Source organism: Xanthomonas sp. NCPPB 4467, from assembly GCF_041475665.2.
GTDB classification, from domain to species: Bacteria; Pseudomonadota; Gammaproteobacteria; order Xanthomonadales; family Xanthomonadaceae; genus Xanthomonas; species Xanthomonas dyei.
In genome coordinates, this window is sequence record NZ_CM191260.1 from 1603256 (window position 1) to 1616060 (window position 12805).

Consider the following 12805-nt stretch of genomic DNA (forward strand, 5'->3'; position numbering starts at 1 on the left):
TTCCTGTGACCCACGACTACAAAGCCACTCTCCATCTGCCTGCGACGGAATTCCCGATGCGCGGCGACCTGCCCAAGCGCGAGCCGGCGATGCTGGACCGCTGGGAGCGCGAGGGGCTGTATGCGCAGCTGCGCGCCAACGCGGCAGGGCGCCCGTTGTTCGTGCTGCACGACGGTCCGCCGTATGCCAATGGCCAGATCCATCTGGGCCACGCGGTCAACAAGATCCTCAAGGACATCATCGTCAAGTCGAAGTATCTGGCTGGCTTCGATGCGCCGTACATCCCCGGCTGGGACTGTCACGGCCTGCCGATCGAGATCGCGATCGAAAAGAAATACGGCAAGGTCGGCGTCAAGCTCGACGCGGCCGAGTTCCGTCAGAAGTGCCGCGAATACGCGACCGAGCAGATCGATCTGCAGCGGCGCGACTTCAAGCGCCTGGGCGTGGTCGGCGATTGGGACAACCCGTACAAGACGCTGGATTTCCGCTTCGAAGCCAACGAAATCCGCGCGCTGGCCAAAGTGGTCGATAACGGCCATCTGACCCGCGGCGTCAAGCCGGTGCATTGGTGCTTCGATTGCGGCTCGGCGCTGGCCGAGGCCGAGATCGAATACGCCGACAAGGTGTCGCCGACCGTGGATGTGGCCTATCCGGCGCGCGATCCGGCGGCGGTCGCTGCTGCGTTCGGCGCCAGCCTGCCGGCAGGCACCAGCGTGGCGGTGCCGATCTGGACCACCACGCCGTGGACGCTGCCGGCATCTCTGGCAGTGAGCCTGGGCGCAGAGCTCGATTACGTGCTGGTCGAAGGCCCGGCCGATCGCGGTCAGCCGCGCTGGCTGGTGGTGGCCGAAGCCCTGGCGGCCAGGGTGCTGACGCGCTATGGCGTGGACGACGTGACGGTGCATGGCCATGCCAAGGGCGCCGTGCTGGACCAGATGCTCCTCAATCACCCCTTCTATGCCGAGCGCGAGATCCCGCTGCTGCTGGGCGAGCACGTCTCTGCCGAGGAAGGCACCGGCGCCGTGCATACCGCGCCCGGTCATGGTCAGGAGGACTATCAGGTGTCCAAGCAGTACGGCCTGCTGGAGCGCTACACCGCCGCGCAGATCAATCCGGTGGACGGGCGTGGTGTGTATCTGCCCTCCACGCCGCCGCTGGGCGACACCGTGCTGGCCGGTCTGCATATCTGGAAGGCCAACGACATCATCATCGAGGCGCTGCGCGACACCGGCGTGTTGCTGGCGGCGAGCAAGATGGAGCATAGCTACCCGCATTGCTGGCGCCACAAGACGCCGATCGCGTTCCGCGCCACGCCGCAGTGGTTCATCTCGATGGAGCAGGCCAATCTGCGTGCCGATGCGCTCAAGGCCATCGAGCAGGTGACCTGGTACCCGGCGTGGGGCCAGGCGCGCATCGCCGGCATGGTCGAAGGCCGCCCGGACTGGACCATCTCGCGCCAGCGCACCTGGGGCGTGCCGATCGCCTTGTTCGTGCACCGCGAAACCGGTGAGCCGCATCCGCGCAGCACCGAGCTGCTGCGCCAGGTGGCCGACCGCGTAGAGCTGGGCGGCGTGGACGTGTGGTACACGCTGGACGCGGCCGAACTGCTGGGCGATGAAGCGGCCGACTACGACAAGATCACCGACATCCTGGATGTGTGGTTCGACTCCGGCGTGACGCATGAAGCAGTGCTGGTCGACCGCGGCCTGCCCAAACCGGCCGATCTGTATCTGGAAGGCTCCGACCAGCACCGCGGCTGGTTCCAGTCCTCGCTGCTGAGCGGCGTGGCGATGGACAAGGCGGCGCCCTACAAGCAGTGCCTCACCCATGGCTTCACCGTGGACGAGCACGGCCGCAAGATGTCCAAGTCAGACAAAAACGGGATCGAGCCGCAGGAGATCATCAAGACCCTGGGCGCGGATATCCTGCGCCTGTGGATCGCATCGGCCGATTACAGCAGCGAAATGTCGCTGTCGCAGGAGATCCTCAAGCGCAACGCTGATGCGTATCGCCGTCTGCGCAATACCGCGCGCTTCCTGCTCGGCAATCTGCATGGCTTCGACCCGCTGCAGCATCTGGTGGCGCTGGACGACATGGTGCTGCTGGACCGCTGGATCGTGCATCGCGCGCATGAGCTGCAGGAAAAGATCGTCGCCGCCTATGCGCGCTACGACTTCGCCGAGATCGTGCAGGCGCTGCTGAATTTCTGCAGCGTGGACCTTGGCTCGTTGTACCTGGACGTCACCAAGGACCGTCTGTACACGATGGCCGAAGACGCGCGCGGTCGCCGCTCGGCGCAGAGCGCGATGTATCACGTGGCCGAAGCGTTCGTGCGCTGGGTGGCGCCGGTGCTGACCTTTACTGCCGAAGAGTTGTGGGCGTATCTGCCGGGCGAGCATGTCGGCAACGTGTTGTTCGCGACCTGGTACGACGGGCTGGCGCCGCTGCCTGCCGCTGCCGCGCTGACCAGTGCGGATGTCGACAAGTTGCTGGCCCTGCGCGAGCAGGTGTCCAAGGTGCTGGAGCCGATGCGTGCCAATGGCGCCATCGGTGCGGCGCTGGAAGCGGAGATCACCGTGGCCGCCGATGCGCAGACCGCCGCGCGCTGGCAGCCGCTGGCCGAGGAACTGCGCTTTCTGTTCATCAGTGGCGACGTCACCGTGACCGCGGCCAGTACCGACGACATCTTCGTCAGCGCGCAGCCGACCACCAAGGCCAAGTGCGTGCGCTGCTGGCACCACCAGGTCAGCGTGGGCAGCGATGCGCGTCACCCGGAGCTGTGCAGCCGTTGCGTCAGCAATATCGAAGGCCCTGGCGAGGAGCGTCGCTGGTTCTAGCGTCGCTGGTTCTGATGTCGTGATTGCTTCTCCCGCGAGCGGGAGTCCGTTTCAATACACCTTCTCCCGCGAGCGGGAGAAGGTGGCGCGCAGCGCCGGATGAGGGTCGTACCGGCGCATCCGGCGGTGCTTGCCGATTTGCCCGTCGGGCAGCTTCTCCCGAGCCCGGGAGTAGCAACAGCTAAGGTGATTCCATGACCGCAAGACCCAAACCCTCTGCTTTGATCTGGCTCGTGCTGTCGGCTGTCGTAATCGGCCTGGACCAGTGGAGCAAGGCCTGGGTGCTGTCCAGCCTGCCCGAGTACACCCCGGTGCCGGTCATCGACGGCTTCTGGAACTGGTACCGCACCTATAACACCGGCGCTGCCTTCAGCTTTTTGAGCGATGCCGGCGGCTGGCAGCTGTGGTTCTTCACCGCGTTGGCGGTGGGCATCAGCGGCCTGCTGGCGTTCTGGCTGTCGCGCACCGCGCGCGGCGAATGGCGTAGTGCGCTGCCGTATGCGCTGGTGATCGGTGGGGCGATCGGCAATGTGATCGACCGGCTGATGCATGGCCACGTGGTCGATTTCATCCAGTGGTACATCGGCAGCCACACCTGGCCGTCATTCAACATCGCAGATTCGGCCATCGTGGGCGGGGCCATCGGGATTGCGCTGTTCGGGCTGTTCGACAAGGGCGGCAAGCGCGAGCCGGGAATCGGGAATCGCCCCTGAAGCCCGGCTACCGATGCGTGCCGCTTGGTCCGACCCCTCTTTCTCCATTCCCGTAGAATGCCCGCCATGGATGTCCTGCTCGCCAATCCCCGTGGTTTTTGCGCCGGTGTCGACCGCGCGATCGAGATCGTCAAGCGCGCGATCGAGACGCTGGGTGCGCCGATCTATGTACGTCACGAAGTGGTGCATAACCGTTTCGTGGTCGACGACCTCAAGCAACGCGGCGCGATCTTCGTCGAAGAGCTCGACGAGGTGCCCGATAACGCCACGGTGATCTTCAGCGCGCACGGCGTCTCGCAGGCGGTGCGTCAGGAGGCCGAGCGCCGTGGCTTGAAGGTGTTCGACGCCACCTGCCCGCTGGTGACCAAGGTGCATTTCGAGGTCGCGCGGCATTGCCGGGCCGGCCGCGATGTGGTGCTGATCGGCCATGCCGGGCACCCTGAAGTGGAAGGCACCATGGGGCAGTGGAGCCGCGAGCGTGGCCTGGGCACGATCTACTTGGTCGAAGATATCGAGCAGGTCGCCACGCTGCAGATCAATCAGCCGGAAAACCTGGCGTACACCACCCAGACCACGCTGTCGGTCGACGACACCATGGGCATCATCGAGGCGCTGCGCGCGCGCTACCCGGCGATGCAGGGGCCGCGCCACGACGACATCTGCTACGCCACCCAGAACCGCCAGGACGCGGTACGCGATCTGGCGCGCCAGTGCGACCTGGTGCTGGTGGTCGGCTCGCCCAATAGCTCCAATTCCAACCGGCTGAGCGAACTCGCCCGCCGCGACGGGGTGGAGTCGTACCTGATCGACAACGCCAGCGAGATCGATCCGGCCTGGGTTGTCGGCAAGCAGCACATCGGTCTTACCGCCGGCGCTTCCGCACCGCAGGTGCTGGTCGATGGCGTGCTGGCGCGCTTGCGCGAGCTGGGCGCGGGTACTGTGTCCGAGCTGGAAGGTGAGCCCGAATCGATGGTGTTCGCGCTGCCCAAGGAGCTACGGCTGCGTCTGGTCAGTTGACTGTGCGTCGTTGCCCAACATTGCTCAGGCGGGGTGGGCAGCGTCTGGATGCCGTCAGATAATGGTTCTGACCACACGCAGGCCGCCGGCCACTGCGGCGATTGACCAGCCCCCGGCTCCGCTCCTACAATGCACGGCTCGCCGGAATAGCTCAGTTGGTAGAGCGGCGCATTCGTAATGCGTAGGTCGTAGGTTCGATTCCTATTTCCGGCACCATCGCGTCAGTACTGGGTCGGCCCTTGGTCGGCCCAGTTGCGTTTTTGACGTCTGCTAGCGGATTTCACGCTTTTGTCGCATGCAGTGCAGTGCGACTGCAGCCCGCAACGACGGTCGGCATGGCCTCCATCTTTAGCTTGCGCTGCGCTGCGACAACATGTCGCACGATTTTGCGCGCATTTATTGCGGCAGATCATTGCCAATGGGTTTCGTGCAGGTGCAGCAAAGATTAAAATTGCTGCGCTAACCCGTGACTTCGGTCTGCGCGGGCCCGCCTTCAACAAGAAGGGCACCGTCGGACATCTTCTTCGCTGGAGACGAAGCGCGGCTGGCGTTCCTTCGCACTTGGATCGACCGATGATTCCGCTGAAACATCTCGGGCGTTTACTTCGTCCAGGTCTGATGTTGCCGTTCCTGCTGTTGGCAGGCTGCAACTCGGCCATCCTCAATCCGAAAGGCCAGATCGGCCACGACGAGAAGCAACTGCTGATCACCTCCGTGGTGCTGATGCTGATCGTGGTCATCCCGGTGATCGTGATGACGATTGCGTTTGCGTGGAAATACCGCGCATCCAACACGAAGGCGCGCTACGAGCCGGATTGGTCGCACTCCACCGCCATCGAAGTGGTGGTGTGGTCGATCCCGTGCGTGATCATCCTGGTGCTGGCGGTGCTGACCTGGCGCTCGTCGCATGCGCTGGACCCGTACCGGCCGCTGGATTCGGACGTCAAGCCGATCAACATCGAAGCAGTGTCGCTGGACTGGAAGTGGATGTTCATCTACCCGGACCAGAACATCGCCACGGTCAACGAGATCGCCTTCCCGGTGCACACGCCGCTGAACTTCAAGATCACCTCCGATACGGTGATGAACTCGTTCTTCATTCCGCATCTGGGCACCATGATCTACGCGATGGCGGGCATGGAAACCAAGCTGCATCTGGTGGCCAACGAGCCGGGCGAATACTTCGGCCTGTCGACCAACTACAGCGGTCACGGCTTCTCGAAGATGAGTTTCAAGGCGCATGCGGTCGATCAAGCCGGCTTCGATGCGTGGGTGGCCAAGGTCAAGGCATCGCCGACGTCCTTGAATGCCGCCGAGTATCAGGTGTTGGCTGCCAATCGCAACGATAAGGAACAGTATCCGGTCACCTACTACTCGTCGGTGCAGGACGGCATGTTCCGGTCGCTGGTCGACAAATACATGAATGGTCCGGGCCATAACAAAGGCCACGGCGACCATAAGGCATCGGCTGCAGAGCCGGTCGCCATGTGCACTTCTGGAGACAAGTGATGCTAGGCAAACTTACGATCGAGGCGGTTCCGTACCACGAGCCGATCATCATGGTCGCGCTGGGTGGTGCAGGCCTGCTCGGCCTGCTCATCGCGGGCGCCATCACCAAGTACAAGCTGTGGGGCTACCTGTGGAAGGAGTGGTTCACCTCGGTGGATCACAAGCGCATCGGCGTGATGTACATCATCGTGGCGCTGGTCATGCTGCTGCGCGGCTTTGCCGACGCGGCCATGATGCGTACCCAGCAGGCACTGGCGGGTAACGGTGGCGAAGGCGTCCTGCCGCCGCATCACTACGATCAGATCTTTACCGCGCACGGCGTGATCATGATCTTCTTCATGGCCATGCCGTTCATGACCGGTCTGTTGAACCTGATCGTGCCGCTGCAGATCGGTGCGCGCGACGTGGCGTTTCCGTTCCTGAACTCGCTGAGTTTCTGGCTGTTCGTGGCCGGTGCGGCGCTGATCAACATCTCGCTTGGCGTCGGTGAGTTCGCGCAGACCGGTTGGCTGGCGTATCCGCCGTTGTCGGGGCTGGAATACAGTCCAGGGGTCGGTGTCGACTACTACATCTGGGCGTTGCAGGTCTCTGGCCTAGGCACGTTGCTGACCGGCGTGAACTTCTTCGTGACGATCATGCGGATGCGCGCGCCGGGCATGACCCTGATGCGCATGCCGATCTTCACCTGGACTGCGTTGATCACCAACATCCTGATCATCGCTGCGTTCCCGATCCTGACCGTAGCGTTGGCGCTGCTGGGTGCCGACCGTTACCTGGGCACGCACTTCTTCACCAACGACGGTGGCGGCAACGCCATGATGTACGTCAACCTGATCTGGATCTGGGGTCATCCGGAGGTCTACATCCTGATCCTGCCGGCGTTCGGCATCTTCTCCGAGTTGATCGCCACCTACAGTCGCAAGCGGTTGTTCGGTTACACCTCGATGGTCTACGCCACCTCGTGCATCGGTGTGCTGTCGTTCGTGGTGTGGTTGCACCACTTTTTCACCATGGGCTCGGGTGCCAACGTCAATGCCTTCTTCGGCATCACGACGATGATCATCTCGATTCCGACCGGCGTGAAGATCTTCAACTGGCTGTTCACCATGTTCCGCGGTCGCGTGCACATGACCTCGCCGGTGCTGTGGACGATCGGCTTCATCATTACCTTCACCATCGGCGGCATGACCGGTGTGATGCTGGCGATTCCGGCCGTGGACTTCGTGCTGCACAACAGCCTGTTCCTGATCGCGCACTTCCATAACGTGATCATCGGCGGCGTGGTGTTCGGTTACCTGGCAGGTCTGACCTACTGGTTCCCGAAGGCGTTCGGCTTCAAGCTCAACGAGAAGATCGGCAAGGCCTCGTTCTGGTGCTGGATCATCGGCTTCTTCGTGGCTTTCATGCCGCTGTACGTGCTCGGCTTCATGGGCATGACCCGTCGCATGAACACCTACAACCATCCCGAGTGGGCGCCGTGGCTGTATGTCGCTGCGGTGGGTGCTGCGATCATCGGCATGGGCATCTTCCTGAATCTGGTGCAGATCGCGTACAGCGTGTGGAAGCGCAAGGAGCACATGGACTACACGGGCGATCCGTGGGATGGCCGTACGCTGGAGTGGGCAACCTCTTCGCCGCCGCCGTTCTACAACTTCGCCGTGCTGCCGCACATCGACGACCGCGATCAGTTCTGGGCCGATAAGCAGAACGGCAAGGGCTGGGTGCGTCCGTCCAAGTACGAAGCCATCCACATGCCGCGTAACACCGGTGCAGGTGTGTATATCGGTGCCTTCAGCGTGCTGATGGGCTTCGGTCTGATCTGGCACATCTGGTGGCTGGCCATCCTCGGCTTGGTGGGCATGATCGGCAGCTTCATCGTGCGCACCTTCGACGACGACATCGATTACTGGGTGCCGGCCGATGAAGTGGAGCGCATCGAAAACGCGCGCTTCGCCCTGCTCGAACAGCAACAGGCGGCGCAGGCCGCGAAGGTGGTATGACCATGGCTTCCTCGACCACGCTTGACCACGCCGCCCACGCGGGCGGCCACGATCACGACCACGAGCATCACGACGGCGGTGGCAACACCGTCTTCGGGTTCTGGGTCTATCTGATGAGCGACTGCCTGCTGTTTGCCGGTCTGTTCGCCACCTATGCGGTGCTCTCCGGCGCCACGGTGGATGGGCCGACCGCCAAGGAGCTGTTCGATCTGAAGTTCGTGCTGGTGGAAACCTTCCTGCTGTTGTTCAGCAGCTTGAGCTTCGGCTTCGCGATGATCTCTGCGCACAAGCGCAGCATGACCGGCCTGTATGGCTGGCTGGGCGTGACCGCGCTGCTGGGTATCGGCTTTCTGTGCATGGAAGTCTGGGAGTTCAACCACCTGATCCATGAAGGTGCCGGCCCGGGGCGCAGCGCGTTCCTGTCCGCCTTCTTCACCCTGGTCGGAACCCACGGTTTGCACGTGGCGTCGGGCCTGTTGTGGATGGCGGTGCTGGTGATCCAGATCTCCAAGAACGGCCTGACTGCGCGCAACAACACGCGTCTGGCCTGCCTGAGTCTGTTCTGGCACTTCCTGGACATCATCTGGATCGGTGTGTTCACCGTCGTCTATCTGCTGGGAGCGCTGTAATGGCCAATCACCACCACACCGAGACCGCGGCCGATGCGCATGCCGGCGGTTTGAAGTCCTACCTGATCGGCTTCGTCATGGCCGTCATCCTCACCGTCATCCCGTTTGCGATGGTGATGAGCGGGGCGTTCTCCAAGGGCGTCACCATCGTCGTGATCTCGGTCATGGCCGCGGTGCAGATGCTGGTGCACATGGTGTACTTCCTGCATATGGATCGCACGCCCGAGCAGCGCTCCAACGTGCAGGTGGGCCTGTTCTCGCTGCTGATCATCGGCATCGTGATCGTCGGTTCGCTGTGGGTGCTGCACAACATGAATGTCAACATGATGCATTGAGACGGCGCCATGCCGGATCGCGTCATGCTGTTATGAAGAAGGCCGCCAGCGATTGGCGGCTTTTTTTTTGCGCATGAATTTGCCTGCGGCATGACCAATGGCATACGGGGAAGCCGTGGTGGGCGCTTAGCATCGTGGGCTTGCCTGTTCCAGGTCACCTGCGGAGTTGCGATGAAGATGCCCACCCTGTTGTCCGTGTCGCTGCTGGCAGCGCTGTCGTTGCCCGCCGCTGCGCAAACCGCGCCGCCGCAGGACGTGCCGTTCGACGGCACCTTGAAGATCGACGTCGATGCTACCGATCTGGCGCACCGCATCTTCAAGGTCAAGACCACCATGCCGGCAAAGCCCGGCCCGATGACGCTGCTGTATCCGCAGTGGATTCCCGGCAATCATTCGCCCACCGGCCCGATCGACAAGCTGGCCGGTCTGGTGATCAAGGTCGATGGCAAGGTGGTGCCGTGGAAGCGCGACCAGTTCGATGTGTACGCCTTCACCGTGGACGTACCGCAGGGTGCTACCGAGCTGGTGGCCGAGTTCAAGTTCCTCTCGCCGCAGGCCCCTAACCAGGGCCGCGTGATGATGACTCCGGAGATGCTCAACCTGCAGTGGAACACCACGGCGCTGTATCCGGCCGGCGTCTTCGCACGCAACATCAAGGCGCAGGCCAGTGTGACGCTGCCAGCCGGCTGGAGCTATGCCACGGCGCTGGAAACCGACCGCCGCGTCGGCGACACCGTGACCTTCAAGCCGATCGATTTCGACGACCTGGTCGATTCGCCGATGTTCGCCGGCAAGTACTACAAGCGCGTGGAGCTAAGCGCCGGCAAGCAGCCGGTCTACCTCAACGTGTTCGCCGACGAAGCCAAGTCGCTGGAGGCCAAGCCCGAGCAGATCAAGGCGCATGCTTCGCTGGTGCAGCAGATGGACAAGCTTTACGGCGCGCGCCATTTCGATCACTACGAATTCCTGCTGGCGCTGACCAAGAAGTTGGGCGGCATCGGCCTGGAGCACCATCGCTCCAGCGAAAACAGCGGCGTGCCGACTTACTTCACCGAGTGGGACAAGAGCTGGACCGGGCGCGACCTGCTGGCACATGAGTTCAATCATTCCTGGAACGGCAAGTACCGCCGCGGCGCCGATCTGGCCACGCCCAACTTCAACGTGCCGATGGGCGACAGCCTGCTGTGGCTGTACGAGGGCCAGACCCAGTTCTGGGGCGAAGTGATGGCCGCACGTTCGGGCCTGTGGACGCAGGATCAGGCGCGCGAGATGCTGGCCGGCGTGGCGGCAAGCTACGAGCGCGGTCGCCCCGGCATGGCCTGGCGCACGGTGCAGGACACCACCAACGACCCGACCATGTCGATGCGCCGTCCCAAGGCATACCGCAGCTATCAGATGGCCGAAGACTATTATTCCGGCGGCCAGATGATGTGGCTGGAAGTGGACAGCAAGCTGCGCGCGCTGACCAACAACAAGCGCTCCATCGACGATTTCGGCAAGGCGTTCTTCGGCATGAAGAACGGCGATTGGGACGTCAATCCGTACACCTTCGACGACATTGTCGCCACGCTCAACGGCGTGGCCGCCTACGACTGGGCCAGCCTGTTGCGCAGCCGCATGGACGGGCATGGTTCCTTGAACGGCGGCATCGAAGCCAATGGCTGGAAGCTGGTCTACAACGAGGAGCCGAATCTGGCCACCAAGGCCGACGAGAGCGATGACAAGGATGCCAGCCTGACCTATTCGCTTGGACTGTCTTTGAAAGCCTCGGGCGATATCAGCGATGTGTTGTGGGACGGCCCGGCCTTCAACGCCGGCTTGATCGTCGGCAATACGATCGTGGCGGTCAACGGCCGCGCCTTCAGCAGTGAGGTGATCAAGGACGCCATCAAGGCAGCCAAGGGCACCACCGCGCCTATCGAGTTGCTGGTCAAACGCCTGGATCGTTACGACACCGTGCGCATCGATTACCACGGCGGTCTTCTGTATCCGCATCTGGAACGCATCGCCGGCAAGCCTGACCGTTTGAGCGAGCTGTATAAAGCCAAGTAAGTGACTGACGTGCGTGCGTCAGCGTGCATGTCGCCAACGCAGCCGCAGGGTCGACGGACGTCGATCCTGCGGCTTTTTTATGGCTGCAGAATCAGAATTCCCTGATCGCGTGCCGGCCGCGCGATGCAGCGCCGTCGCGCATGCTGAGACCGTCAGCCACTATCCTGTCGCATCAACGACAACAGGCAAGACGACGATGGCGAAGGCGAAGACGGCCTATGTCTGCGGCGAGTGCGGCGCCGAGTACACCAAATGGCAGGGGCAATGCACCGAATGCGGTGTGTGGAATACGCTCAGCGAAATCGTGCTGGAAAGTGCCACCCCTGGCGGTAAGGCCTCGCCGGCGGCGTCGCGTCGCAGTGGTTGGGCCGGCAAGACCGAGGCACCCAAGATCACCGCGCTCAAGGATGTGCAGCAGTCCGAACAGGCGCGCGTGTCCACCGGCATCGGCGAGTTCGATCGCGTGCTGGGCGGTGGCCTGGTCGAAGGTGCGGTGGTGCTGATCGGCGGCGACCCGGGGATCGGCAAGTCGACGCTGCTGTTGCAGGCGCTGGCCAGCATGGCCTCAACGCTGCCGGTGCTGTACGTCACCGGCGAGGAATCGCTGGCGCAGGTAGCCGGCCGCGCGGTGCGGCTGGATCTGCCGCTGGAAGGGCTGAACGCCCTGGCCGAAACCGGCATCGAAAACATCCTGCAGCACGCCAGCGTGGCGCGGCCGAAACTGATCGTGGCCGACTCGGTACAGACCCTGTGGACCGAATCGCTGACCGCAGCGCCTGGGTCGGTCAGCCAGGTGCGCGAGAGCGCGGCGCGGCTGGTGCGCTATGCCAAGGAGACCGGTACGGCCGTGTTCCTGGTCGGGCATGTGACCAAGGAAGGCGGCATCGCTGGCCCGCGCGTGCTCGAGCACATGGTCGATGCGGTGCTGTATTTCGAAGGCGAGAGCGGCAGCCGGTTCCGCCTGTTGCGCGCGTTCAAGAACCGCTTCGGCGCGGTCAACGAGCTGGGCGTGTTCGCGATGGGCGAGAAGGGCCTCAAGGAGGTCTCCAACCCGTCGGCGATCTTCCTGTCTGGCGGCAGCACCCAGCAGCCCGGCAGCTGCGTCATGGTGACCCGCGAAGGCACCCGGCCGCTGATGGTGGAGGTGCAGGCGCTGGTGGATGCCTCGCCACTGTCCAATCCACGCCGGGTGGCGGTGGGATTGGAGCAGAACCGGCTTGCGATGTTGTTGGCGGTGCTGCATCGGCATGGCGGCATCGTGGTGGGCGACCAGGACGTGTTCGTCAACGTGGTCGGCGGCATTCGGGTGCAGGAGACCGCGGCCGATCTGCCGGTGTTGCTGGCGGTGCTGTCCTCGCTGCGCGACCGGCCGTTGTCCGAGAAGACGATTGCCTTTGGCGAAGTCGGGTTGTCCGGCGAGATCCGTCCGGTACCCAATGGCGAGGACCGTCTGAAGGAAGCCGCCACCCATGGCTTCAAGCGCGCGATCGTGCCGCGTGCCAACGCACCTAAGACGGCCAGCATCAAGGGGATGGAGATCATCGCGGTGGAGCGGCTGAGCCAGGCGCTGGAGGCCGCGGCCGACTGAGGCATGCGGGGCAGACTGCTGGCCGAGCTGACCGAGCGCCTGCCCGCAGGTGGAACTGCCCAACTTCGCCATCGCTTAACGGACTCTACCGAAGCGGGCAACCGTTTGTCGGCTGATCGCGGCAA

At 63.3% G+C, this 12805-nt stretch carries 9 protein-coding genes and 1 tRNA gene; all 10 read left to right on the forward strand.

The window, feature by feature from the left end:
* The first annotated feature begins 5 nt into the window (after positions 1-5).
* The 10 genes from ileS (at position 6) to radA (ending at position 12680) form a co-directional block, all read left to right on the forward strand.
* Positions 6-2837: an isoleucine--tRNA ligase gene (gene ileS, locus ACCQ06_RS06980; protein ID WP_316691486.1), complete on the forward strand. Its 2832-nt coding sequence runs from the start codon at positions 6-8 to the stop codon at positions 2835-2837.
* Between the two features lie 194 nt (positions 2838-3031).
* Positions 3032-3550, forward strand: coding sequence for a signal peptidase II (gene lspA, locus ACCQ06_RS06985; protein WP_228322740.1), 519 nt, complete (start codon positions 3032-3034; stop codon positions 3548-3550).
* 66 nt (positions 3551-3616) lie between these two features.
* Positions 3617-4567 carry a 4-hydroxy-3-methylbut-2-enyl diphosphate reductase gene (ispH, locus tag ACCQ06_RS06990; RefSeq protein WP_316691488.1) on the forward strand — a complete coding sequence of 317 codons (951 nt, stop codon included), beginning with the start codon at positions 3617-3619 and terminating at the stop codon, positions 4565-4567.
* Positions 4568-4707: 140 nt separating this feature from the next.
* Positions 4708-4783, forward strand: a tRNA-Thr gene (locus ACCQ06_RS06995).
* Positions 4784-5140: 357 nt separating this feature from the next.
* The gene (gene cyoA / locus ACCQ06_RS07000) at positions 5141-6076 is read left to right on the forward strand and encodes a ubiquinol oxidase subunit II (RefSeq protein ID WP_228322739.1); all 936 of its coding nucleotides are present in this window, start codon (positions 5141-5143) and stop codon (positions 6074-6076) included.
* The gene (cyoB, locus tag ACCQ06_RS07005; protein WP_316691490.1) at positions 6076-8076 is read left to right on the forward strand and encodes a cytochrome o ubiquinol oxidase subunit I; all 2001 of its coding nucleotides are present in this window, start codon (positions 6076-6078) and stop codon (positions 8074-8076) included. Before cyoA ends, cyoB begins: the two co-directional genes overlap by 1 nt.
* A complete protein-coding gene (gene cyoC / locus ACCQ06_RS07010; protein WP_316691493.1) occupies positions 8073-8705 on the forward strand; it encodes a cytochrome o ubiquinol oxidase subunit III in 633 nt (210 codons plus the stop codon). The genes cyoB and cyoC overlap by 4 nt, the downstream gene beginning before the upstream one ends.
* Positions 8705-9040: a cytochrome o ubiquinol oxidase subunit IV gene (gene cyoD / locus ACCQ06_RS07015; RefSeq protein WP_005989936.1), complete on the forward strand. Its 336-nt coding sequence runs from the start codon at positions 8705-8707 to the stop codon at positions 9038-9040. Before cyoC ends, cyoD begins: the two co-directional genes overlap by 1 nt.
* A 171-nt stretch (positions 9041-9211) precedes the next feature.
* Entirely contained in the window at positions 9212-11092 is a 1881-nt protein-coding gene (locus ACCQ06_RS07020) for a M61 family metallopeptidase (RefSeq protein WP_158255497.1), read from the forward strand.
* A gap of 196 nt (positions 11093-11288) precedes the next feature.
* Positions 11289-12680: a DNA repair protein RadA gene (gene radA / locus ACCQ06_RS07025; RefSeq protein WP_055845525.1), complete on the forward strand. Its 1392-nt coding sequence runs from the start codon at positions 11289-11291 to the stop codon at positions 12678-12680.
* Positions 12681-12805: the final 125 nt, after the last annotated feature.